This is a genomic window from Spirochaeta cellobiosiphila DSM 17781 (genome assembly GCF_000426705.1).
Lineage (GTDB): Bacteria > Spirochaetota > Spirochaetia > DSM-17781 > DSM-17781 > Spirochaeta_E > Spirochaeta_E cellobiosiphila.
The window spans coordinates 388,198-411,176 of sequence record NZ_KE384554.1 but is presented as its reverse complement, the minus strand read 5'-3'; the positions used below and the strand labels follow the sequence as shown (position 1 = coordinate 411,176).

Below are 22,979 nucleotides of genomic sequence, written 5' to 3'. Positions count from 1 at the left end.
TGGGATTCATGTGTACTATCTGGATAAAATGTTGAATCAACCTGTTGTGATTATTGATTCAGGGGTAGGTGGTCTGCCGTATTTAAAAGATATCAGGAAGTCTTTGCCCCTGGAAAACTATATTTATGTGGCTGATACAGCCCATTTTCCCTATGGGGATAAGAGTGAAGAGGAATTAAATCAGGTTGTTCTCGATCTGGTGACTCATGTTACCCAAAAATGGAATCCCAAGTTATTGCTTGTTGCTTGTAACACGGCCTCTGTGTCTTCTTTAAAAGTGTTAAGAGATCATTTTTCCTATCCCATCGTTGGTGTTGTTCCTGCTGTTAAACCAGCTGCTAAACAATCCAAGAATCGAATCGGTGTTCTCGCTACAAAGGCTACAGTAAAGGCCTCTTATGTGGATCGCTTAATTGTCGATTTTGCTTCTGACAAGGAAGTCATAAAGGTTGGTGCTGGTGATATTGTTAAAGCTGTTGAACAGCGCTATCTCAATGAAGTTAAAGTATTAGAAAATGTAGTTTATGAATCTCTCAGACCTTTTACAAATAGTGGAATAGATACATTAGTATTAGGTTGTACCCATTTTCTCCATGTAAAAGACCTGATAAGTGATTCTCTTGGATCATCGGTCAAGGTTATTGATAGTTGTGAAGGAGTTACAAAACAAGTGCATTGTGTTTTAAACAAGGAACGTAAATTAAATAATAAAAAAACAGATAAAGATTTTTTCATTACAACTTCTTCTGTTGATCATAATCAGTATGATGGGTTTCTGAAAGAATTTCAGCTAACTTGGGGTGAGGCCTTGTGTTGATAGGACGGGTTATATTAGGTATTAATAATATTTTTACTGTTGAATGCCATGAGGAAAGATATGAATGCCGTATCAAAGGTAAGATATTAAAAGACGTTGTAGGCGCCTATAACCCTCTTGCTGTAGGGGACCTGGTTAATTTTGAGCTAGATGAACATCATCCTGGAAAAGGGATGATACTGTCAAGAAAAGAAAGGAAGAACTTTTTCGCCAGATGGAATAAAAAGCGGCGGGCCCCCCAGACTATTTGTGCTAACCTAGATCAGGTTCTCTGTGTAACGTCTCCTGAATCTCCTCCTTTCAGACCTCGTTTTATCGATCGGGTGGTTATAGCTGCAGAACAGGGTAATGTTCCTATGGCTATTGTTGTGAATAAAATCGATCAGAATATTGATGAAAACATGCAGATTCGTCTACATCATTTTGAACAGCTTGGTATCCCTATTTATTATTGCAGTGCTAAGCAGGGTACAGGGATGGAGACTCTTGAAAAGGCTATTTTTGGTAAGTATACAGCTTTTGTAGGGCAATCCGGTGTTGGTAAGTCTAGTATTCTGAATGCTCTGGAACCAGGACTAAAACTCCAGGTTGGCCAACTCAATGAGAAGTATAACAGAGGGAATCATACCACCTGTTTTGCAGTAGAAGTCAGTCAAATAAATGAGGCTGGTATTGTTGATACTCCAGGTATCAGGGAATTAGAAGTCAGCGAATTGGAAAGTGATGATTTAGTGCATCATTTTGAAGAGTTTATTCCTTATATCAGTGAATGTGGTTTCCAGCCCTGTACACATACTCATGAACCGAAATGTGCTGTTAAAAAGGCCGTTGAATCTGGCCTTATATTGGAAGATAGATATCTGAGTTACTGTAATATATTTGATAGCTTGAAAGAACACCAAAAGTGGTGATACCATGGGGCGATGATTGGTACGATTTTTCAGGTCCTGGCAAGCTGGCAGGTACAAATTGTTATTGGCGCTTTACTAGTGATACTGCCCTTACTCTTTTTTTTAGGCTCAGCTCCTGTATCTAAAAAAGAAAATTATGGTGTAAAGAAAATGTTTGAGAACTTTGGAGAAGAAAAAGATAATGAGGAATAAAGGAATTATTATATCCCTACTGGCTAGCTTATTGTTGTCTGGTTGTCTGAACCTGAAGACAGTAGTGAATTTGAAATCTGATAATACAGGAACAGTGGAGCTTGCGTATCAGGTTGATAAGATATTCATGAATATGGGAAGGATCGATCCTAATGATCCTGTATATCCCATACCTGTTGGTAAAGGTGATTTTGAAGATACTGTGAATCGTATTGAAGGGCTAACCCTTAACAAATGGGATAAGTCTGAAGATGATAACTATGTAAATATCTCTGCTGAGTTGTCTTTTGACAGTTTGGATAGCCTTAATCAGCTCTTTACCGGTTCTGACGAATATCGGATTGAGTTTAGTTCTGGTAGTCCTGATAGATTGGATATTAATTTTGCTAAGTCAAATCCGGAAGAATTTGGGGAAATGGCTAATGAAGTTATAGAAAATTTCTTTTCCGATGGGACTATTGATTTCCAATTAAATGTTCCTAGTGATTTTATAGAGTTGACTCCAAACGATGTGGATCATGATGATAGAAGTTTGCATTTTCAAATGAAAGTAAAAGATATACTCCTAAGTACAGAAGATATATCTGTAACGGCAACCTGGTAATAAAATGAGACATCCAAAATTAGTTGAATGGGACAATAAATTCAAATCTATGTTTGATGAGATAGATGACTATTTGGAAGACAAATATCATGGAAGATTCTCCCTGCATCCTAATAGAGCTGAGAGAGGACAAACAAGCAATAAATCAGCAGACGGTTTGTTTAATGTTGGAGTATCCTTTTCTGCAGGCTATGGTTCCGAATATGGTCGTGGCTATGTTGTCGAGATAAGTCTATCTACCCTTGAAAACATTAGCAATGAGGTTAGAAAACAAATAGAGGATGAAGTCGTTCAACAGATTGAACAACGGCTCCCCCATTTTTTCCCGGATCGTGAGCTACAAGTTGACAAAGATGGTAGAGCTCTCAAAATATATGGTGATCTATCGTTGAGGTAGTAAATATGGGATTTAACTAATTCCTAAAGAGATAATGATCATTATATAACATCTGTTTGACATTTTTTCCTCCATAAGACTACAAAGGAAGTAAGAATGTCATACGTTCAGTCGACCATTAAGAGTTTGGAGTCTCAATCGATACATATTATCAGGGAAGTTGCTTCAGAGTTTGATAATCCTGTTATGCTATACTCTATAGGCAAAGATTCTTCGGTTATGTTACATCTTGCCAGAAAGGCTTTCTATCCTGGTAAAATACCCTTTCCCCTTCTTCATATTGATACTTCCTATAAATTCGATGAGATGATTAGCTTTCGCGACCAATTAGCTAAAGAGCTGGATATCAAACTCATTGTCCATAGTAATACACCTGCTCTGGATAAAGGTATGAATCCCTGGTCTGAAGGCACAGTAACCTGTTGTGGTGCTTTAAAAACTAAAGCTCTTTTGGACGCTTTGAAGGAAGGTGGTTTTGATGCTGCTTTTGGAGGAGCGCGAAGGGATGAAGAGAAGTCCAGAGCTAAGGAGAGAATCTATTCCTTTAGAGATCGGAATGGTCAATGGAATCCTAAGCGTCAAAGACCTGAGTTGTGGCAGAACTATAATGGTAAAATTGGTTTTGGGGAATCTATCAGAGTCTTTCCCTTGTCTAACTGGACTGAACTTGATATTTGGACCTATATACGTTTAGAGCAGATACCCATATCGGACTTGTATTTTGGACAACCTCGTCTTGTGATAAAACGAAATAATCAGCTTATTCCCTATGTTGCAGGTAAGACTCCTTTACAAGGAGAGGAACAGCCACAACTTGTCAACAGCCGTTTTAGAACCTTAGGATGTTGGCCTTGTACAGGTGCGGTCCCCTCTAATGCTGTTAGTATTGATGATATCATAGAAGAAACTATGACTGTACGCCTTAGTGAAAGGACAACAAGAATCATCGATCATGATCAGGATAGTTCCATGGAACAAAAAAAAAGGGAAGGGTATTTCTGAATGTTAAGTGACAAGGATAAACAAGTTATTATTAATATAGCTCAAGAAGCTGGTCGGCTTATCATGCAATATTATCATTCAGAGAATAATGAGGTTCAATATAAAAAAGATGATAGCCCTGTAACTCTAGCTGATAAAGCAAGTCATCAATACATTGTGAGTGGAATAAAGCAACTCAATAAACAGTATCCCATTATCTCTGAAGAGGATAAAAACGTATTGACTTATGAACAAAGGAAAGACTGGGATAGTTTCTGGCTTGTTGATCCCTTAGATGGAACAAAGGAATTCATCAAGGGAGATCAGGATTTTACTGTCAATATTGCCTTTGTCTATCAGAATAAACCCTATTGGGGTGTTGTTTATGCTCCTGCTCGACAGTGGTTATATTATGGGGGTATAGAAGATGAATCTATTGTTATAAAAGGCTCTGTAACACAAAAATTACCTATTAAAGAATATTTGAATAGAGAAGATATTATTGCAGTAAAGTCTAAATCCCATAGTAGTTCCCTGGAGGATGAATTCTTCAAATCCTGTGGTGTCACCAAGGCTGTCAGCATGGGATCCAGTTTGAAGTTTTGCCTTGTGGCTGAAGGTCGTGCTGATATTTATTATCGTTCTGGACCAACTTGGGAATGGGATACAGCAGCAGCTCATTCGGTTGTTATGGGAGCTAAGGGGATTGTCTATAATGGCATAAGTCAAACCCCCTTAGATTATAATAAAGAATCTTTAAAAAATGAAGATGGATTCCTTTGTCGAAGGGGTAGGGCATGAGAGATGTGCATTATATCATTGAACAAAGCATTAAATCGGATATCTTAAGATTAACAACAGCAGGTTCTGTTGATGACGGTAAGTCTACCTTGATAGGTCGATTGCTTTATGATTCCAAGAATATTTTTGACGATCATCTTCAAGCTGTAAATGAAGATTCTTCTAAATGGGGAAGGGATTATGTTGATTATGCCCTATTGACTGATGGCCTCAAAGCTGAGAGAGAGCAGGGGATTACTATCGATGTTGCCTATCGGTATTTTTCTACACCCAAGAGGCGATTTATTATTGCTGATACCCCTGGTCATGAAGAATATACCCGTAACATGGTAACAGGTGCATCAACTGCTGATCTTGCTATTATACTAATAGATGCCTGTAAAGGATTGGTGACCCAATCCAAACGTCATAGTTTTGTTTCCTCATTATTAGGAATCCCCCATATCGTTATCGCTGTCAATAAGATGGATTTAGTTGATTATAGTGAGTATCGCTACAATCAAATAAGGGAGGAGTATTTAGATTTTGCCAGCAAACTGGAAATCGATGATATCACCTTTATACCTTTGTCTGCTTTAAAGGGAGATAATATCGTTCATTCTTCTGTACATATGCCATGGTATGAAGGACCATCCTTGATGTCATTCTTAGAAAATGTTTATACAGGTGCCGGACGAAATCTAGTTGATTTCCGTTTTCCTGTACAAATGGTTAATAGACCACATCTGAATTTTAGAGGTTTTGCCGGTAGGATTGCCTCAGGAACTGTAAAAAAAGGAGATGGAATCAAAGTACTTCCCTCTGGACAGTCCAGTCATGTGAAAAGCATCGTCACCATGGATGGTGAATTAACGGAGGCCTTTATGGGAATGTCTGTGACCATAACATTGGAGGACGAGATAGATATTTCAAGAGGAGACATGATTGTTCATAGTCATAATTTGCCTCATGTTGACAACAAACTGGAAGTGATACTTGTGTGGATGGGAGATGAACCTTCAGATAAAAATAAAACCTATCTTATCAAACATAGTTCTCATTATGAGAAGGCGCTCATTACCTGCCTTAATTATCGTGTTAATCCTGATAACCTCCATAGGGAAGATGTAGAGTTCTTACAATTAAATGAAATCGGTAGGGTATGTCTGGAATTATTTAATCCGATTCCTTTTGATGAATATAGTCGCAATAGATCTACAGGGGGGCTCATTTTAATTGATCCTGATACAAACATTACCATTGGTGCAGGAATGATCATTAATCGTTCTCTAACTTATGGTAAAAATATCTATAAACATACAGGCGTTATTGGCCACTCTGAACGTTGTCTATTACTGAATAACCAACCTTTAACTTATTGGCTGACAGGATTGTCGGGGTCTGGTAAATCGACCATTGCTTTTGCCTTGGAAAAAGAATTCTATCAAAAGCAGAAACCAGTATATGTACTGGATGGTGATAATGTTAGGCATGGGCTAAATAAGGATTTGGGATTTTCTATAGATGATCGGCATGAGAATATTAGGCGAATAGCTGAAGTGGCCAGGTTATTTAATGATGCCGGTATTACTGTTATAGCTTCTTTTATATCACCCTTTGAAGAAGATAGAATCAAGGCTCGAGCGATTATTGGACCTAGAAGGTTTTGTGAGATATTTGTGGATACGCCCCTGGAGATCTGTATACAAAGAGATCCTAAGGGTTTATATAAGAAAGCTATTGATGGAAAAATAAAGGATTTTACTGGTATTAAATCCAGCTTTGAGGCTCCTGCGCATCCTCAAATCACCATTGATACAACGAAGACCTCTATAAAAGAGGCTGTTGATATCATTCAAAATTATGAGATTGGGATAGATTAACGATAGTGGAATAAGGAAGAGTTCCACCAAAAATATCTAAGGCACTACCTACTGTTAAATCTAGAGAACCATGACTCAATTGGTAGAAGTTGTTAATATCATTTTCATCTCGTATACCGCCTGCATAGGTAATGGGCTTGATGGGATCTTCGGCTAGAAGCCGGACAACTTTTTCTTGTATACCCTGTCTTTTACCTTCTACATCAGCCGCATGAATGAGGAACTCATCGCAATAGGGACTTAAGAGCTTTATTAATTCTCTATCCAGTTTTACCTGACTTATCTTTTGCCATTGGTTTGTAGCCACATAAAATTCTTCGCCTACCTGTTTGCAACTTAGATCGAGAACTAAGCGTCTGGCTGATATTTTTTTGGCAAAGGCTTTGAGACGATCCCAATGTATTATGCCATCGGTAAAGATATAACTAGTGACGATGATATGAGAAGCTCCAGCCTCAAGGTAGGGAGTGCAGTTATCAGGGGTTAATCCCCCTCCTATTTGCATCCCCTGAGGGAATGCTCTAAGAGCTGTTAAAGCAGCAGTTTCGTTCCCGGGACCAAGCATGATGATATGTCCACCATCAAGATGATCATTACGGTATCGTTCGGCGAAGTATTCACTGGAATAGGCACTAACATGATTTTCTTCCACATGGGAAGAGGATAATGTTGAGCCGACGATTTGTTTAACCTGCCCATTATGAAGATCTATACATGGTCTAATTTTCATTTGCATCACCTGTGAGAAGATTAACTAAATTATAGATATCATCCCTATTTTCTAATAGTATGGCTCCCGCCCAATTGTGGGTCATGGGGTATTCCAAGTCAACATGGTAGCGGTCGCCAATACTAATAGTTTGTTCCGGTTTAAAGCCAGTTAACTCAATAACTGTTTCAAAAGGCAGAGGATGGGGTTTGCTTTTATTTGTTGAATTAAGCCCCACTAGCTGTGGAAAAAAGTCACTGACCCCTAGAGCCTGGAGAATACGTCTTCCAATATCTGTAGGATTATTGGTAAGAGCAGCCATTTCATAGTATTTGATTAATTCATTTAGTGTTTGAATCAGACGTTTATCTTCTCTTAGATATCGTTCCGGTTCAATTAATTGAGATCTCATTTGAACAGACTGTTCAATAGAAATATCAAACATTTCTTTTAGGCTATTGCCTAAGGACTTTTTGTTTGTTTTTTGGTAAGTCCTCACTTGATTCACTAACAGTTCTTGCGGTTTTGATAAGCGGCTAGCCACTTCTTGTAATTGGACCATTTGTTGGTATTCATAAAACTCTGGATGATAGTACAGGGTCATATCAATATCAAAAACAAGGAAACGACTATCTGTATGATTAAAATATGTTTTCATAGGCCTTACAATTCTTTATTGGCTAATAGCATTTGATTGTAGTATCGAGTTTCTATATCTGAATGTGATATCTTCAATTGATCAAACAAAGACAGTATTTGTATATCTGCTTCCTTAATCTGTTCTGGTGAGGGGTCTGTCAGGAGACATTCTATTTCAATAAAATCTCCTAGATCGCTAATGTGACTTAGTTCTAGAATCCACTGATCTCTTTGAAAACGATAACCTTTCTTTTCCTTATTGATGAATATTTTAAAGCCAAGGGCTTCCATCATTCTTTGATAGGACTGGACATCGGATATTTGGAACTCGATTTCATCATTGACTTCAAGGGTCTCCAGAAGAGATTTAAACTTGTAGGTAACCCAATACTCGTTACCATCCTGGCGTATTCTAAACTTCTTCTTTGATTCTCTTGTATAACCTTCCATGAGAAAATATTGATCTTTTTTATGATATTCTTTGACAAAGTTAAAGTTTCTATTCAATAGCTCAAGGGTCTGATTCCAATCTCTAACCCATGCTTTACGTTCTATCTCTTTATGCATAGCCCTTCATCTTGTTAAACAAAAACCGGCTGAAACCAGCCGGTTTTTTTATCTAGATTTGTAATAGATCAGAGAAGCTTTTAAGAGCTTCATCCATATCACCTTTAGCCAGTACTTGTTTGGCTAATAGCTTTCCTAGTTGTACACCCTCTTGATCGAAGGAATTTATATTCCAAGTTAAGCCCTGGAAGAGAATTTTGTTTTCAAAGTGAGCCAACAGGGCTCCCAATGCTGTCGGGGTTAATTGTTTTCCATAGATCAAAGAACTAGGTCTTTGACCTGCGAAGTTTTTGTTCTTATTACTGTCGTCTTTACCTTTGGCAAAAGCAATAATCTGAGCAGCAAGATTTGCTTTTAATTTGGCCTGACTGGTTGAGCCTTCTATCTCTAGGTCAAAGGCATCCTGTGAATCTATAAATCCTATAAATTGTAAAGGTACAATATCAGTCCCCTGGTGTAACAACTGGTAAAAACTGTGTTGTCCATTAGTTCCTGGTTCTCCAAAGATGACTGGTCCTGTTTGGTAGGAGACCGCTTCACCCCTACGGTTTACTGTCTTCCCATTAGATTCCATATCAGCCTGTTGAAGGTGAGCAGGGAATCTGCTGAGGGCTTGGCTGTAGGGTAGAATAGCAGTTGTGGGGTAACCAAAAATGTTCCTTTCAACAACTCCTATTAGAGCATCGAGAAGGGCAGGGTTCTTCCGTACATCTTTCTCTAAAGATAATTTATCAACTTGAGCTGCTCCTTGAAGGAACTCTTCCACTACAGATTGTCCAAATGCTAAAGCCAGAACAGCACCACCAACAGCACTAGTAGAACTATATCGTCCTCCAATGAAATCATCTATATAAAAGGATGCCAAATAATCAGGATTACCAGCGAGAGGGCTTGTTTCTGAAGTTACAGCAATCATATGACCCTTTGGATCTAATTGAGGGATACCTGCTTTTAGCATGCTTTCTTTAACAAAGCTTTCATTTGCAAGAGTTTCTTGAGTCGTCCCGCTCTTAGAAACGAGAATAAATAATGTTGTTTCAAAATTAATTTTCTTCAGGATACTGTTGGCATCATCAGGATCAACATTACTAATGAAATGGGCTTGCATTTTAATGCCTGTATTAGTACGAACATAATTCTCCAATGCCAAATACATAGCTCTAGGTCCTAAATCAGATCCACCTATTCCGATTTGAACAACAGTATCAAATTTTTTGCCTGTTGAAGACGTAATTTGTCCAGAGTGTATTTGGGCTGCAAACTCATAGATCTTTTTCTGTTCACCAGTATAGAACTTATGTAAATCTTTGCCTTCATGAACAACAGCTTCACCTTGCTGGCCTCTTGTTAAATGGTGAAGTACTCTTCGATTCTCACCTGTGTTCATGTATTCACCATCAAGAATTGCTTTGTACTTGTTAATTAAATCTTGTTCATTGCTTAGTTCTTGTAAGATGTCAATTGCTTCAGCGCTAATTTGTTTAGCTGCATAGTTATAGATAAGATGATCACCAATATTTGCAGAAAATGCTTTTACACGATCTGCTGTTAAAACCTTTTTAAGATCTTCAGGTTTAACTTCCTTTCTTAGTTTTTGAAAGGAAGCTAATTGATCGAGGTTTTTAAATTCCATTGCCATTTACCTCTCCTTAATTTGCATAAGAAGACTATAAACAATGGAACTGGTAATGTCTAGCGAAGTAAAGATTCTTGAAAAAAGTTAGTGATTTCTTCTCTGGTCTTACGATCTCTATTGACGAAACGGTTGACTTCTTTCCCACCTTTAAAGGCTACAAAGCTAGGGATGCCCATGATTTCATATTGACCGGCAATATCATTGAATTCTTCTATGTCAACATTGAAGGTTTGAATCGTGTCTGCATATTCTTTTGCCACTTCATCAATAAAAGGATCTATAAAATGGCAATCTCCACACCATTCTCCTCTGAATATCGCTATCGATACTTTATCATCAGAATTAACCATATCTGTGAACTGTTGTTTGTCTTTTAAAGCTTCCATATAGTCTCCTATGTATATAAAAATACTAATATTTATCAAAAACGCAAAATGTTATAGATAATCAAGTAGATCTTCCATTGAATTGAAAAGTATATAATCTGAGGATGATTTATGTATTTGATGACCTTTTGTAAATAAGAGGCAATCTGCTTGTATGGTCTGTGCTAATTCCCAATCATGTAGTGTGTCACCAATGACAACTATTTCATCTGTTTTGTGATTCTTAATCCAATGTTGTGCTAGTTCAATCTTAGAGGCTGCCCATATGTTGTTAAGTCCTAATATCTCTTCTACATATCTGTTTACACCAAAGTGATGCACTTGTGCATCTAATCGCTCTTGGGATGAGGCAGATAATATAATTTGCTTGTATCCCCTGATTCTTAGGGTTTCCATGATTTTAGTGACATCTTTAGTTAAAGGGCAATTCAAACTTTGAGGTTGATAGAGATTAATAAATTGTTCTGCTATCGTCTCAAAGGGAACTTTATCAAAATCAAAACCTATTTTGGTATAATAATTTCGAATAGGGAAGGTGAATACTTGTCTGTAGTCATCTGTATTCTTAAAAGCGGGAAGGCCATGCTCTTCAAGCATTCCATTGGTTATATCGATACAAAGTTGAAGATCATCCAATATGGTACCGTTCCAATCCCAGATAATGTATTTCATTGATTTGAGGTCCTAAAGATGAGGACAGACCATTTGAAACGGTCTGTCCAATATTAATTTATTCGGCGTGATAGGAAGCAGCTGTTCCTAAAATTTCGGCAGATTGACCTTCTCCGGCTTCCACCCCTTTGCGGACCATTGCCGCAACACCTGTTGATAAACCAAACAGATTGATAAAGCCATCAGCATCTTTATGGTCATATGAGCTTTCCCCGAAGGATGCTAGATCTTCCAAGTACAGGCTGTACTTAGACTTTCTTCCTGCTATAATAACGTTTCCTTTATAGAGTACCACCCTAACAGAACCTGTTGTGTACTTTGTAGCTTGTTGCATGAAAGCATCAATGGATTCTCTTAACGGTGTATACCATTTACCAGCATAGACAAGGTCGGCATATTTCTGACTCAAAGAGTTCTTGTAGCTTAGGGTATCGAAGTCCATAGTAAGCATTTCTAATTCTTTTATGGCTTTATAGAGGATAGTGCCGGCTGGAGTTTCATAAACACCACGGCTTTTCATTCCTACAATTCGATCTTCTACGATGTCATCACGACCAATTCCGTTTTCTCCACCAAGTTTGTTAAGCTTAAGAAGGACTTCAATCGGAGTCATTTTTTGTCCGTCAATTCCTACAGGAAATCCTTTTTCAAAATCAATAGTGATTTCTGTTTCTTTATCAGGAGCTTCTTTAGGGGAAACAGATAACTTGAACATGGGGTCTGTTGGTCTATTCCAAGGGTTTTCAAGGTCTCCCCCTTCATGACTGATGTGCCAAATGTTCCAATCTCTAGAGTAGATATTCTTCTTGCTAATATCTCCGATAGGAATATTGTTGGCCTTGGCATAGTCAATGGCTTGCTCTCTGGACGTAATATTCCAAACACGCCATGGTGCTATTACTTTTAATTGGGGGGCCAGGGCTTTGTAAGTAAGCTCAAATCTGACTTGGTCATTTCCTTTACCAGTACAACCATGACATAAAGCATCCGCTCCTTCTGCAAGGGCAATTTCTACTTGTCTTTTGGCCTGAAGTGGTCGTGCAATGGAAGTTCCTAAGAAATACTTTCCTTGGTATAAGGCTCCGCTTCGAATCATGGGAAAGAGAAAGTCCTTGGCGAAATCTTCCTGAATATCTTCTATATATATTTTAGAAGCACCGGAAGCGATGGCTTTCTTTTCGACTGCATCCCAATCTTCACCTTGGCCAACGTTGGTACAGATGGCAATAACCTCTGCTCCTGGGTGTTGTTCTTTTAACCATGGGATAATGATGGAAGTATCTAATCCTCCCGAATAAGCTAGTGCGATTTTCTTTATTTTGTTGTCCACTATGTTAATCCTCCGTTTGTTAGGTTGTTTAAGGATGTTCTTAATAAGGCTAATGCTTGATCAATTTCTTTTACTGTAATGACTAAAGGGGGTGCTAGCCTGATGACATTAGATCCGCATCTTAAGATTAACAATCCCTGATTTCTGGCTTCACCAATTAATTCGGCAATGGTAAATCCAGCTTTAGTCTCATCTAGTTCTATTCCTCTTAGTAGGCCCATTCCTTTAGTTTGTCCCAGACAAGAATAGTCTTGTTTGAGAAGGTCTAATTGTTGGACTAGATAATCTCCTTTATCTGTTACCCCTTTCAGGAATGTTTTGTCATTAACGACTTTCATAACCTCTAGTGCTACTGCGGAAGTCAAGGGACCTCCACCAAAGGTAGAACCATGATGACCAGGCTTTAGCAAGTCATTGATTTTTTGAGGTATTAAGGTCGCTGATAAGGGTAAGCCACCCCCTAAAGGCTTGGCTAAGGTAATAATATCTGGCTTTAAACCTACTAATTCAGAGGCAAACATGGAACCCGTTCTTCCTAGTCCTGTTTGAACCTCATCAGCGATTAAGATTATATCCAAAGATTTGCATAGCTCATTAAGGACCTGTATGAAGGCAGGATCAAAACTATTTAATCCTCCTTCTCCTTGTAATGGTTCAATAATGATCCCAGCAAAGCTATCATCCAAAGTATTTTTAAGTAACTCTATATCGTTGGGGGCTATAGTATAACAATCAGGTAATAATGGTCCAAAGGGATCTTTGTACTTAGGAGTAGGTGTTAGGGTTAGGGCCCCTAAGGTTCTCCCATGAAAAGCCCCTTCAAAGCTAAGTAGTTTAGTGTGACCTTTTCCTTTCTTGCTTAAGGAATAAAGTCGGGCAAACTTTATAGCGGCTTCGTTTGCTTCTGTTCCACTATTGCCCAAATGTACGGCATCAAATTCACCCAGTGATGTTAGTTCTTTGGCTAAACGAGTGGTCGGTTCTGAGGTATAGAGATTGGATGTATGAATTATTTTCTTTGATTGCCGCCGGATCGCACTTAATATCCCTTTATTGGAATACCCTAAGGAATTCACTGCAATCCCCGAACCAAAGTCGAGGTACTTTTTACCTCCCTTGTCCCAGAGAAACACTCCCTTGCCTTTTTCTAATTCCAGGAATGAATCTCCAAAGCTTTTAGGTAAGGAAGTTTTTGACGTTATGTATGATTTTTGCATCCTGTAACCTCCTAATGCTCAAGATGTATTTGAGTCCCCTCAGAGCCTTCAATGAGGTTGAGTAGACTATTCTCATGTGTATATTGGCCAATGACTACCTGGCCTATTCCCTCTTCCAAGCCCTTAATGGCTGATTGAACCTTGGGGATCATTCCCCCTATGATGATTTTGTCTTTAATGGCGGTATTTATAGCCATGGGAGTCATGGAAGGAATCAAAACACCATCATTTAATATTCCCGGAATATCAGAAATAAAGAGCAGGTGAGAAGCTTTAATAGCTGTAGCTAAAGCTAAAGCGGCTTCATCAGCGTTTATATTGAGAGGGTTTCCCTCTTCATCAATAGAAGGTGGTGCCAATATAGGGAAATATCCCCCTGATAGTAGATGTTTGATGAGAGAGATATCTACGTGATCAATTCTTCCTGTATAATTGCCGGAGCCTAAAGCATGTCCTTGAAAGATAGGCCCGTCGCTCCCGGAAATTCCCACAGCTTTAAGATGATTTAGTTGAGCCTTTCTCACTAATAGTTTGTTAAAACTACCTCCTAACACCATATCTACAAGGGTCATTTCCTCTTTACTTGTCATTCGTATCCCCTCTTTAAAATAGGGTTCAATTCCGAGTTTTTTGGAAAAGGAACTAATTTCATGACCTCCGCCATGAACGAGAATTATTTTGTAGGTTCCTGATATCAGGGAGATTTCTTTTAAACATTGCTCTAACTGGTTTTGGTTAGATACAGCTTGGCCGCCCATTTTGATAACTATAGTTTCTGTCATCTTTATACCTCAGCTGATAAAGGAAGGCCTAAAGAATCATCCCAGCCGAATCGAATATTGAAGTTCTGGATAGCACTACCACTAGCACCTTTCATAAGATTATCAATGGCACTGAATAGGAAAATTTGATTTCCCGATTTTCTTATGGCAATATCACATCTATTAGATCCTGCAACATCCGCTGATTGAGGTAAGTCTTCTCTAAGACCAATGCATGGCTGATCTGAGTAAAATTCCTGTAAAAGATCCATTGCTCCTGTCTCACTTAGGTCTGGTGCATAAAATGTAGATGTTACAGTCATTCCTTTAACCATTGGTACCAAATTGGGAGTAAAATAGACTTCTTCTGAGGAGCCTTCTCCATGAATATAATGTTCGATTTCATAGCTATGACGGTGCACCTTTCCAGGCGCATAGGGACCACAGTTTTCGTCTCTTTCAACATATAGATAGTTTTCTGCCAGTTTTTTACCGGCTCCACTTATGCCAGATAAGGCATTAACAATTATACTTCCCTTGATTAAGCCTTTGTTAGCAAAAGGAAGGAGGGGGAGTAGGGTTGCTGTAGGATAACAACCGGGTACAGCAATAATATTGCTTTTTTTTATATCTTGCCTATTCCATTCACACAAACCATAAACTGAGTCTTTTAGTCTAGTTTCAACAGGAGGTCTTTGACCATAGGCGATGGCAAAGACTTCAGGATCTTTTAAACGATAATCAGCTGATAAATCTATAAGTACACTTTTATCTAAAAAAGGTTCCGCAAATGGAGCACTTTTTAGATGGGGAAGTGCCGCAAATACTACATCAGGTGATTCCTTAAGGGCCTCTTCTCTACTAATGAAGCATCCCTTTGTCAACTGAGTTTTCCTGTTTAATGAGTTACCTAATCTTGGTAGACTCTTACTTATAGATTGTCCTACTTGACTTGTTGTCACTGGCATTATCTGATCAATTTTTTCGTGATTGTTGAGTAATTTTAATAATAATTGTCCAGTATATCCTGTGGCTCCTAAAACAGCTGCTTTCATTATTTATAGCTCCAATTCGGGTATTTTACTTTTGAGACTGTCCAGAAAATCATCTTGAGTGAACCCTTCTCGTATTATGATCATAATCGTATCATCACCGGCGATGGTTCCTATTTTTTCATCAAGATTAAAGTTGTCCAATGCAAGGGCTACTGAATTAGCGTGCCCTGGATAGGTACGAATTACAGCTATATTTGTGCTGAACTCAATTCCTATAAATCCTCTTTGGAAATCCTTTATATAATCCTTTTCCGTTTCTCGAATGTTGTCTTCGCCAGGCAATGTATAGTAATATCCGCTTTTTCCATCAGATACTTTGCCCACTTTTAGTAGTTTCAAATCGCGGCTAAGAGTGGCTTGAGTAACTTGAACACCTTCTTTTTTAAGAAAACCGAGTAGATCTTCCTGGCTTGGTATTCGGTGGTTCTCAATAATTTTTTTAATAATTCTTAACCGTGCTGATCGTCCCTTCACTTTTCATCCTTGCATAATTATTCGTAAATAGGGAATAAAATTACGTTTTTTTTAAAGTTTTATCAAGACTTATTCAAAAAATATTAATTCTTTTATTCCAATCTTTATCCGATACTTAAAGTAAGGTATAACCAATGTCAGTAGAATCTGTTCAAAATAGAAATGGCTCAGTCTCATTGCAGGTACGTGAAGATGGTTTAGAGGCTTATATGGATTTCATCCCCGCTCTTGGATCGGGAATGGATTTGTCAAAGGATTATATAAAAAGCTTTTTAGCAAGCCAAGGTATTAATGAAGGTATTAACTGGGATATTATCGATAAAGTATTACTTGAAATCACAGAACATAAGAAAATACTAAAAAACGTGCTAATAGCTGTTGGCAAAGCTCCTCATAAAGAAATCCCCGCCTATTTTAAGATAGAAAAAAGGTTTTTCGTTGATCCCATGGATACTTCTAAAGTTAAAGGTTCTGTTGATTACCGTGACGTTCATAGCTTTAGAGTTGTTAAGAAGGGGGAAGTCTTAGCTGTTCTTATCAAACGAAAATCCGGTGAAAATGGAATGGATGTCTTTGGTAATGTAGTTAATTATGAAAAGAAGTCCGTTGTTCCTTTGATTCCTGGTGAGAATACCTATTTTAAAGCTGGATACGTAAAAAGTAAAATTAATGGGCGTTATATCAATAATCATGAGAAATTTTGGGTGGAAGAAGTTTTGGACATTCAAAACGGGGTGGATTATCGTACAGGTCATATAGTATTTCCTGGGGATGTACACATAAATGGGGTCATACAGGATGGTTTTAAAGTTATATCTGGTGGAAATATCCAGACTAGTGGAACTCTGGATGCTACTGAGGTCCTTTGTAAAAAAAATCTTCAAGTTCATGGTGGCATAATAGGCCGGCAAAAAGCCATTGTACGTGTTGGTGGTGATCTATATTGTGATTACATTGAAAATTGTCATATTGAAGTTAAAGGTGATATCTATATAAAGCGCAATGTTATGAACAGTGAACTATATTGTCAGGGCAGTATTCACATGTCAAATGATAGTGTTCTCCTTAGTTCTTTAATTAAAGCTAAGAATAATGTTGAAGCCCATGATATCGGACATCCTGGTAGTCCTCGATCAACCTTGTATTTGGGAATGGATTTTGTTATTGAGCGTCGTATGAAACATGTACAGGAACAGCTGGAGAAAAATCAAGTTATTCTTGATAAAACACAGGATACAGATGAAACCATATCGAATCTTCAAAATGACCAAAATGCTTTGATAGAAGAAATGAACGAACTATCTGCACAATTGCTTAATCCTGAATCAATTTTGACAGTATCTGGTAGTATTGAAACAGGGACTGTTATTTATATGGAAGGTGCAGAATATCAGTTTGAGAAACCGGCAAGTCATATTAAAGTGTGCTTGGAAGAGAATAAAATACTGCAGAAAGAATTGACCTAATCTTTACCTTTCTTAGTAAAATGATTACCTTAGCAAATTGATTGTCAATATAAGGAGTTCTCAATGGCTAAGGTTCTAGCTGTCGCTTTAAGCGGTGGGGTTGATTCTAGTGTTGCCTTACAACTACTCAAAAAAGATTGGTCACAAATAGTTGGTGCCAGTCATTATATATGGAAAGATTCCCGTTGCTGCACAGTGGAAACACTAAACAGAGCAAGATACTTGTGTAAAATTAATGATATTCCCTATTATAAATTAGATTTATCACCTCAATTTAAAGTTAAAGTTGTTGATGATTTTTCAAATACTTATTTGATGGGACAGACACCAAATCCTTGTGTGCGTTGTAATGAACGTATTCGGTTTAGTCTTTTTTATGAAACATTAAAAGAGAGGCTAAGAGAAGAAGGGAGATTATCTGAAGGGGATGATTTGTATTTTGCTACTGGGCATTATGTTAAAACGGAAAAGACGGAAGATGGTTATTTTCTTAAAAGAGCAAAGGATACCTTAAAGGATCAAACATATATGCTTTATCGTATTCCAAAGAAAATATTAGAAAAGATGGTTTTTCCTTTGGGGGATATGACAAAAGCGGAAGTGGTAAGTATTGCTAGAGAGGAAAAAATGCCATCTGCTTCTGCAAGAGAAAGTCAAGATGCTTGTTTTCTTGATGGTGGTGAGTACTCGGATTTTCTAACAGAATATACAGGAAGAGACGATTTAAGCGTTCCTGGAATTATCATGGACACAAATGGCAATGCATTGGGACAGCATAAAGGATATATCCACTACACAATAGGTCAACGTAAGGGCCTTGGTTTAGGTAATGGACCCTGGTATGTTACAGAGATCAGAGCTAAGTCGAATCATATTATCGTTGGACGTCAGGAAGAATTAGGTAAAAGAGAGTTCACCATTAATGATACTAACTGGTTCTTCCATGATGAAAAGGAAAGCTTTAGTGGGTCTGTCAAAATCCGTTATCAAAGCAAAGATGTGCCCTGTTCTGTTGAGAAAGTAGGTGACGATACGTATCATGTCATTCTTGAAAAACCTGCCTCTGTTACACCCGGACAGTCAGCTGTTTTCTATGATGGTGAATATTTATTAGGCGGAGGAATTATTGTTGCGTAACCATGGACAACAAAAGTATTCCCCTACGTTAATAAGTTCTACAAGTAGGAACCCTGTTAAACCTAAAAATACTATTCCTGCATACATTTCTATATAAGAAAAGCGGGACCAGGCATCCATTATATACCAGCCTATGCCACTTCTGGAGGCATAGGTTTCTGTCATAAATAATACAGCTATACTTGTTCCCATTGTTAGGCGAAGTGTTGAGAAAACCCTTGGGAGAGAAGCTGGTAGGATGATATGAATTATACTTTGTACTGTGGAACCTCCTAAACTAGAAAAGGACTCAAAATACTTTTTGTCAATATGGCGAATACCATCTGATATGGTTATGTAGAATTGAAAAAACACAATAAGTGCGACTAAAAATATTTTTGATAAGTTCCCCAATCCAAGAAATAACAGAATAATCGGTAGTAAGGCAATCTTCGGTACAGGAAATAACATATATATTATTGGATTGAATAATTGGCTTAATTTAGTGCTTCGACTTGTTAATATGGACAATACCATGGCTGGTGTGAAAGCACATATCAAGGCGGTTACAACCCTTCCTAAAGAGATAAAAACATTTGTGACTATGGTATAAAATATTTTGGGATTTACCAGTATATGCAGAACGTCTATAGGAGAGGGGAAGAAATTTAAACTAAGGTTATAACTAACACCGAACCAGAGTAGGAGTAAGATAAAGAGAGAGGCTAATTTCCTAAACATTCATACTTCTCCTTTCCAGCTCTTCTCTGATTCTGACACATTGATTGAAGTATTGCTCTTTTAGTCTGTAGTCCTTTCCTTCTGGATGATTAGGTAGGGAGTGAAGCTGACCCTCGTTATCCATAATATGAATATAGTCAGCTAAAAATACAGCCTCTTCAATGCTATGTGTTACCATGATGATAGTGGGTCTATTCATTTGGTTTTGTAGAATGAGGAGTAAGTCTTGCATAGATTCTCTGATCATAGCGTCTAAAGACGAAAACGGTTCGTCTAAAAGTAAGAGTGTAGGGTCTAAAATAACAGCTCTTCCTATAGCTAGGCGTTGTTGTTCACCTCCAGACAATTGGTGAGGATAGGAATTTTCCCTGCCTGATAGATTTAAAAGCTTCAATATTTTATTGATCTTGTCCTGGCATACTTCTTTTTTAATTCCTCTTAGTTTTAGTCCCAAGAGCAGGTTATCATAGGCTGTCTTCCAAGGAAATAATCCAAATTCTTGTAATATGATACTTATATCTTTTCGACCTGCCTGAGCCTCTTGACCTTCTATTTTTATCTGTCCCTCTTGTGGCCGTTTTAAACCTGCCAATAAATAGAGCAAACTTGATTTTCCACATCCTGATCGTCCAATGAGGATATGAATCTTGTTGGCCTTAAATTGGTAATTCAGAGCGTGGAATATTTTTGTTTTTCCTTTGTTATAGGTGAGGGATAAGTCTTGTAGTTCTACCATTCTCTCTCATCGGGTTGCCAGCTATAGGGGTTATTTATTTCTAGTCCGGCAAGTTGTAAGACTCTGCAAACCGTGGCCTGGACTAGCTCCTCAATGGTTTGTGGTTTTGCATAAAACGCCGGAGTTGGTGGGAATATAATCCCTCCTGCTTCATTGATAGTTAACATATTTTGTATATGAATTCGATTCAAAGGTGTTTCTCTTGCCATAAGAATAAGAGATCTTTTCTCTTTAAGGGTAACATCTGCAGCTCTTTCTAATAGATTGGAAGATATTCCTGAGGCAATACGACCTAATGTTCCCATACTACAGGGAGAAATAATCATTGCCTCTGTGGAATAGGACCCGCTTGCAATCTTGTGATAGATATTGTTCAGCGGGATATCCTGGACATATTCATTATTCTGATTGAATTCACTGTACCATTGCTCCCAGGATTTTCCCGTTTCAAAGGGAATAACTTGTTTAGCTGAGTCTGTGATTAGTGTGTATACAGTTCGATTATGTTTGATCAATTCCTGGATCATTCTAATCCCATAGAGGGACCCTGATGCTCCCGTTATAGCTATAATAAAGGGTTTGCTCTCAACCATTCAGATTTCCCAATAGATAAATATCAAGAATAGTGAAAATCATAAATAAGGGGGAAAGCAATTGATTTAGGTGATAGCTAGCTAGAGGTATCCATTTAACATTGCCTTTCCATGCTATAACATGTTCCATTACTAGAATTATTCCGGAGATTGTTACTCCTATATAATATAGTTCATGTAATTGATATAGATATCCGTTAAGAATAAAGGCAAGAATTGTCACCATATGAGACAGGCCGGCAATGTACAAAGCTCCATTTTTTCCAAATCGTGAGGGAATAGAATGAAGTCCTACTGTCCTGTCATGTTCAATATCCTGAGTAGCATAAATAATATCAAACCCCGCAACCCATAGGGCAGCACCTATGGTAAGAGGGAAGTATTCCCAGGCAAAAGATCCTGATATAGCCAAAAAACTACCCATGACAGCTACAGAAGTAGTAACTCCCAACCAATAATGACAAAGAAAAGTGAAACGTTTCGTGTAAGAATATCCAAATATTAAGATAAACGCTACTGGCACTAGAATTAGGCATAGGGGATTTAATTTATAGGCTGCCAATAAGAAAATCATTAGGCATAGGATTGTGAATATCCATAATTGGTAAGGTTTTACTTTTCCAGTTGGGAGATCCCTTGTGGCTGTACGGGGATTTTCTTCATCAATATGTCTGTCGATGAGACGATTGAGAGCATTGGCGGCATTGCGTGCCCCAAAGACAGCGAGCAATATCCAAATAACTTTAGCTATTGGTGGATGACCTGCTGTTTCTAATAAAAAAGCTGAAATGGCTAGAGGGAGAGAAAAAAGAGTATGTTCTATCATGACAGCAGAGCCTATGTTTTTCATTCCTCTTAGAGATTGTCTAATCAAGTTCTAATTCCTTCCAAATTGAATCAATTTTGTTTTTTACCTCTTCCGACATAACAATGTCATCAGGCCAAGGTCTGTGGTGATTATCTAAAGGGCCTTTCTTCGTGGCATCAATTCCTATCCTTGTTCCAAATCTGGATCTAGGAGAAGCATGATCAAGGGCATCCAATGGTCCTTCTGATAAAATAAGATCTCTAGATCCGTCTATATTGTTAAATACTTTCCACATAACTTTGCTAAGATCTTGAACATCAACATCATGGTCTACAATGATAATCATTTTGGTGTACATCATTTGACCTAGACCCCAGAGGGCGTATAACACTTTATGCACATGTCCAGCATACCTTTTGCGAATGGACAGGATAGCACAGTTATGAAAAACACCTTCTAATGGTAGGTTCATATCGACTATTTCTGGTAACATCTTCTTCAGTAATGGAAGAAAAAGTCTTTCTGTAGCTTTGGCCATATAACAATCTTCCATTGGAGGTTGTCCTACTACAGTGGCGGGAAATACAGGGTTTTTTCTATGAGTAATACAAGTAACATGAAAAACTGGATATTGATCTTGTAAGGAATAATATCCAGTATGATCACCAAAGGGCCCTTCAGTCTTTAATGGTTCGTTTGGATCTACATAGCCTTCCAGTACGAATTCCGCATTCGCAGGAACTAAAAGGTCATTGGTAATGCATTTAACTGTTTCTACTGGTTTACCCCTCAGATATCCTGCAAAAAAAAGTTCTGAAATACCCTCAGGAAGGGGAGCTGTCGCTGAATAGGTAACAGCTGGATCGTCTCCTAATACAACAGATACAGGCATTACGTCCCCTTTCTTCTTGTATTTTTGATAATAGTGGGCTCCATCCTTATGAAGATGCCAATGCATGCCAGTTGTTGTACTATCATACACTTGCATACGATACATTCCCATATTTTGAGATCCTGTCTCCGGATCTTTTGTAATAACGAGGGGAAGAGTAAAGAACGGGCCTCCATCTCCTGGCCAACAAGTAAGAACAGGTAGTTGGTTCAAATCAGGATTGTGATTGATGATTTGCTGACAAGGAGCTTTTAACACCTTACTGGGAAAGAATAAACGAGCCCATTTTGCTTTTGGAAAGAAACTTCCAATATCTAATTTGACCATTTGAGAGAATCCCCAATCGATCAAATCTTCCAATTCCTTCGCTTTTGTATCAATGGACTCACTACCAAGAGCTAAAGCCATTCTTTCATAAGTACCAAAGGCATTGATCAAAACAGGATAGTCAGATCCTTTTACGTTCTCAAAGAGTAGGGCGGGGCCATACTTTTTACTGACCCTGTCAACAATTTCTGTTATTTCAAGGTGAGGACTCACTTCTTTTTTGATTCTTTTGAGTTCACCTCTTTTATCCAATTCATCAATAAAAGATTGTAGGTTTTTGTAGGCCATA

General features: G+C 38.0%; 26 protein-coding genes. 10 read left to right on the top strand and 16 right to left on the bottom strand.

Annotation, left to right across the window (positions count from 1 at the left end; translation table 11 throughout):
* Nucleotides 1-10: 10 nt before the first annotated feature.
* From murI to cysN, 8 genes are all read left to right on the top strand, one after another.
* Entirely contained in the window at nt 11-817 is an 807-nt protein-coding gene (murI, locus tag K345_RS20370; RefSeq protein WP_053228165.1) for a glutamate racemase, read from the top strand.
* Entirely contained in the window at nt 811-1,728 is a 918-nt protein-coding gene (gene rsgA, locus K345_RS0108670; protein WP_083963693.1) for a ribosome small subunit-dependent GTPase A, read from the top strand. The genes murI and rsgA overlap by 7 nt, the downstream gene beginning before the upstream one ends.
* Nucleotides 1,729-1,740: 12 nt before the next feature.
* Entirely contained in the window at nt 1,741-1,920 is a 180-nt protein-coding gene (locus K345_RS0108665) for a hypothetical protein (RefSeq protein ID WP_028973827.1), read from the top strand.
* The gene (locus tag K345_RS0108660) at nt 1,910-2,524 is read left to right on the top strand and encodes a hypothetical protein (RefSeq protein ID WP_028973826.1); all 615 of its coding nucleotides are present in this window, start codon (nt 1,910-1,912) and stop codon (nt 2,522-2,524) included. Before K345_RS0108665 ends, K345_RS0108660 begins: the two co-directional genes overlap by 11 nt.
* 4 nt (nt 2,525-2,528) lie before the next feature.
* Nucleotides 2,529-2,921 carry a hypothetical protein gene (locus K345_RS0108655; RefSeq protein ID WP_028973825.1) on the top strand — a complete coding sequence of 131 codons (393 nt, stop codon included), beginning with the start codon at nt 2,529-2,531 and terminating at the stop codon, nt 2,919-2,921.
* A 96-nt stretch (nt 2,922-3,017) separates the two neighbouring features.
* Nucleotides 3,018-3,923 carry a sulfate adenylyltransferase subunit CysD gene (gene cysD, locus K345_RS0108650; protein ID WP_028973824.1) on the top strand — a complete coding sequence of 302 codons (906 nt, stop codon included), beginning with the start codon at nt 3,018-3,020 and terminating at the stop codon, nt 3,921-3,923.
* Nucleotides 3,924-4,703: a 3'(2'),5'-bisphosphate nucleotidase CysQ gene (gene cysQ, locus K345_RS0108645; protein WP_028973823.1), complete on the top strand. Its 780-nt coding sequence runs from the start codon at nt 3,924-3,926 to the stop codon at nt 4,701-4,703. It abuts the gene before it with no gap.
* Nucleotides 4,700-6,565, top strand: a complete 1,866-nt coding sequence (gene cysN, locus K345_RS0108640) for a sulfate adenylyltransferase subunit CysN (RefSeq protein ID WP_028973822.1) — start codon at nt 4,700-4,702, stop codon at nt 6,563-6,565. The genes cysQ and cysN overlap by 4 nt, the downstream gene beginning before the upstream one ends.
* Here cysN and hisA read toward each other — a convergent pair.
* From hisA to K345_RS0108585, 11 genes are read right to left on the bottom strand one after another with little or no spacing between them, the layout of a single operon-like run.
* The gene (gene hisA / locus K345_RS0108635) at nt 6,534-7,295 is read right to left on the bottom strand and encodes a phosphoribosylformimino-5-aminoimidazole carboxamide ribotide isomerase (RefSeq protein ID WP_028973821.1); all 762 of its coding nucleotides are present in this window, start codon (nt 7,293-7,295) and stop codon (nt 6,534-6,536) included. The genes cysN and hisA overlap by 32 nt on opposite strands.
* Nucleotides 7,285-7,932: an HAD family hydrolase gene (locus tag K345_RS20365; RefSeq protein WP_053228164.1), complete on the bottom strand. Its 648-nt coding sequence runs from the start codon at nt 7,930-7,932 to the stop codon at nt 7,285-7,287. The genes hisA and K345_RS20365 overlap by 11 nt, the downstream gene beginning before the upstream one ends.
* Nucleotides 7,933-7,937: 5 nt before the next feature.
* On the bottom strand, nt 7,938-8,480 hold the full coding sequence (gene cyaB / locus K345_RS0108625) for a class IV adenylate cyclase (RefSeq protein ID WP_028973820.1): 543 nt from the start codon (nt 8,478-8,480) through the stop codon (nt 7,938-7,940).
* 52 nt (nt 8,481-8,532) lie between these two features.
* Nucleotides 8,533-10,113, bottom strand: a complete 1,581-nt coding sequence (locus K345_RS0108620; protein ID WP_028973819.1) for a glucose-6-phosphate isomerase — start codon at nt 10,111-10,113, stop codon at nt 8,533-8,535.
* 59 nt (nt 10,114-10,172) lie between these two features.
* Nucleotides 10,173-10,502, bottom strand: a complete 330-nt coding sequence (locus K345_RS0108615) for a thioredoxin family protein (RefSeq protein WP_028973818.1) — start codon at nt 10,500-10,502, stop codon at nt 10,173-10,175.
* Nucleotides 10,503-10,553: 51 nt separating this feature from the next.
* Nucleotides 10,554-11,174, bottom strand: a complete 621-nt coding sequence (locus K345_RS20360; RefSeq protein ID WP_037571651.1) for an HAD family hydrolase — start codon at nt 11,172-11,174, stop codon at nt 10,554-10,556.
* Nucleotides 11,175-11,232: 58 nt separating this feature from the next.
* The gene (locus tag K345_RS0108605; RefSeq protein ID WP_028973817.1) at nt 11,233-12,504 is read right to left on the bottom strand and encodes an argininosuccinate synthase; all 1,272 of its coding nucleotides are present in this window, start codon (nt 12,502-12,504) and stop codon (nt 11,233-11,235) included.
* Complete coding sequence (locus tag K345_RS0108600; protein ID WP_028973816.1) at nt 12,504-13,721, bottom strand: aspartate aminotransferase family protein; 1,218 nt, start codon at nt 13,719-13,721, stop codon at nt 12,504-12,506. The genes K345_RS0108605 and K345_RS0108600 overlap by 1 nt, the downstream gene beginning before the upstream one ends.
* Nucleotides 13,722-13,732: 11 nt before the next feature.
* A complete protein-coding gene (gene argB / locus K345_RS0108595) occupies nt 13,733-14,503 on the bottom strand; it encodes an acetylglutamate kinase (RefSeq protein ID WP_028973815.1) in 771 nt (256 codons plus the stop codon).
* A 2-nt stretch (nt 14,504-14,505) separates the two neighbouring features.
* Nucleotides 14,506-15,537, bottom strand: a complete 1,032-nt coding sequence (gene argC, locus K345_RS0108590) for an N-acetyl-gamma-glutamyl-phosphate reductase (RefSeq protein ID WP_028973814.1) — start codon at nt 15,535-15,537, stop codon at nt 14,506-14,508.
* Between the two features lie 3 nt (nt 15,538-15,540).
* Entirely contained in the window at nt 15,541-16,011 is a 471-nt protein-coding gene (locus K345_RS0108585) for an arginine repressor (protein ID WP_028973813.1), read from the bottom strand.
* Between the two features lie 134 nt (nt 16,012-16,145).
* Here K345_RS0108585 and K345_RS0108580 point away from each other — a divergent pair, with 134 nt between their 5' ends.
* Together K345_RS0108580 and mnmA are read left to right on the top strand one after the other, a co-directional pair.
* Nucleotides 16,146-17,477, top strand: a complete 1,332-nt coding sequence (locus K345_RS0108580; protein WP_028973812.1) for a flagellar assembly protein A — start codon at nt 16,146-16,148, stop codon at nt 17,475-17,477.
* A 63-nt stretch (nt 17,478-17,540) separates the two neighbouring features.
* Nucleotides 17,541-18,614, top strand: coding sequence for a tRNA 2-thiouridine(34) synthase MnmA (gene mnmA, locus K345_RS0108575; protein ID WP_028973811.1), 1,074 nt, complete (start codon nt 17,541-17,543; stop codon nt 18,612-18,614).
* Here mnmA and K345_RS20355 read toward each other — a convergent pair.
* From K345_RS20355 to K345_RS0108550, 5 genes are read right to left on the bottom strand one after another with little or no spacing between them, the layout of a single operon-like run.
* A complete protein-coding gene (locus K345_RS20355) occupies nt 18,588-19,334 on the bottom strand; it encodes an ABC transporter permease (protein ID WP_053228163.1) in 747 nt (248 codons plus the stop codon). The two genes, mnmA and K345_RS20355, sit on opposite strands and share 27 nt — an antisense overlap.
* Nucleotides 19,327-20,070 (bottom strand): ABC transporter ATP-binding protein, encoded by a 744-nt coding sequence (locus K345_RS0108565; RefSeq protein WP_028973810.1) that lies wholly within the window; start codon nt 20,068-20,070, stop codon nt 19,327-19,329. The genes K345_RS20355 and K345_RS0108565 overlap by 8 nt, the downstream gene beginning before the upstream one ends.
* Complete coding sequence (locus tag K345_RS20350; RefSeq protein WP_037571649.1) at nt 20,064-20,663, bottom strand: UbiX family flavin prenyltransferase; 600 nt, start codon at nt 20,661-20,663, stop codon at nt 20,064-20,066. The genes K345_RS0108565 and K345_RS20350 overlap by 7 nt, the downstream gene beginning before the upstream one ends.
* Nucleotides 20,656-21,537, bottom strand: a complete 882-nt coding sequence (locus tag K345_RS0108555; RefSeq protein ID WP_053228162.1) for a 4-hydroxybenzoate octaprenyltransferase — start codon at nt 21,535-21,537, stop codon at nt 20,656-20,658. The genes K345_RS20350 and K345_RS0108555 overlap by 8 nt, the downstream gene beginning before the upstream one ends.
* Nucleotides 21,530-22,978: a menaquinone biosynthesis decarboxylase gene (locus K345_RS0108550; protein ID WP_028973808.1), complete on the bottom strand. Its 1,449-nt coding sequence runs from the start codon at nt 22,976-22,978 to the stop codon at nt 21,530-21,532. The genes K345_RS0108555 and K345_RS0108550 overlap by 8 nt, the downstream gene beginning before the upstream one ends.
* Nucleotide 22,979 lies beyond the last annotated feature (1 nt).

Bases quoted from the DNA above. Each gene is read 5' to 3' on its own strand.
- K345_RS20350 (WP_037571649.1), bottom strand. From the start codon at position 20,663: ATGGTTGAGAGCAAACCCTTTATTATAGCTATAACGGGAGCATCAGGG.
- K345_RS20355 (WP_053228163.1), bottom strand. From the start codon at position 19,334: ATGTTTAGGAAATTAGCCTCTCTCTTTATCTTACTCCTACTCTGGTTC.
- K345_RS20365 (WP_053228164.1), bottom strand. From the start codon at position 7,932: ATGAAAACATATTTTAATCATACAGATAGTCGTTTCCTTGTTTTTGAT.
- K345_RS20360 (WP_037571651.1), bottom strand. From the start codon at position 11,174: ATGAAATACATTATCTGGGATTGGAACGGTACCATATTGGATGATCTT.
- K345_RS0108620 (WP_028973819.1), bottom strand. From the start codon at position 10,113: ATGGAATTTAAAAACCTCGATCAATTAGCTTCCTTTCAAAAACTAAGA.
- cyaB (WP_028973820.1), bottom strand. From the start codon at position 8,480: ATGCATAAAGAGATAGAACGTAAAGCATGGGTTAGAGATTGGAATCAG.
- K345_RS0108665 (WP_028973827.1), top strand. From the start codon at position 1,741: ATGATTGGTACGATTTTTCAGGTCCTGGCAAGCTGGCAGGTACAAATT.
- argC (WP_028973814.1), bottom strand. From the start codon at position 15,537: ATGAAAGCAGCTGTTTTAGGAGCCACAGGATATACTGGACAATTATTA.
- K345_RS0108565 (WP_028973810.1), bottom strand. From the start codon at position 20,070: ATGGTAGAACTACAAGACTTATCCCTCACCTATAACAAAGGAAAAACA.
- argB (WP_028973815.1), bottom strand. From the start codon at position 14,503: ATGACAGAAACTATAGTTATCAAAATGGGCGGCCAAGCTGTATCTAAC.
- hisA (WP_028973821.1), bottom strand. From the start codon at position 7,295: ATGAAAATTAGACCATGTATAGATCTTCATAATGGGCAGGTTAAACAA.
- cysQ (WP_028973823.1), top strand. From the start codon at position 3,924: ATGTTAAGTGACAAGGATAAACAAGTTATTATTAATATAGCTCAAGAA.
- K345_RS0108660 (WP_028973826.1), top strand. From the start codon at position 1,910: ATGAGGAATAAAGGAATTATTATATCCCTACTGGCTAGCTTATTGTTG.
- K345_RS0108580 (WP_028973812.1), top strand. From the start codon at position 16,146: ATGTCAGTAGAATCTGTTCAAAATAGAAATGGCTCAGTCTCATTGCAG.
- K345_RS0108600 (WP_028973816.1), bottom strand. From the start codon at position 13,721: ATGCAAAAATCATACATAACGTCAAAAACTTCCTTACCTAAAAGCTTT.
- cysN (WP_028973822.1), top strand. From the start codon at position 4,700: ATGAGAGATGTGCATTATATCATTGAACAAAGCATTAAATCGGATATC.
- K345_RS0108615 (WP_028973818.1), bottom strand. From the start codon at position 10,502: ATGGAAGCTTTAAAAGACAAACAACAGTTCACAGATATGGTTAATTCT.
- K345_RS0108550 (WP_028973808.1), bottom strand. From the start codon at position 22,978: ATGGCCTACAAAAACCTACAATCTTTTATTGATGAATTGGATAAAAGA.
- mnmA (WP_028973811.1), top strand. From the start codon at position 17,541: ATGGCTAAGGTTCTAGCTGTCGCTTTAAGCGGTGGGGTTGATTCTAGT.
- K345_RS0108655 (WP_028973825.1), top strand. From the start codon at position 2,529: ATGAGACATCCAAAATTAGTTGAATGGGACAATAAATTCAAATCTATG.
- cysD (WP_028973824.1), top strand. From the start codon at position 3,018: ATGTCATACGTTCAGTCGACCATTAAGAGTTTGGAGTCTCAATCGATA.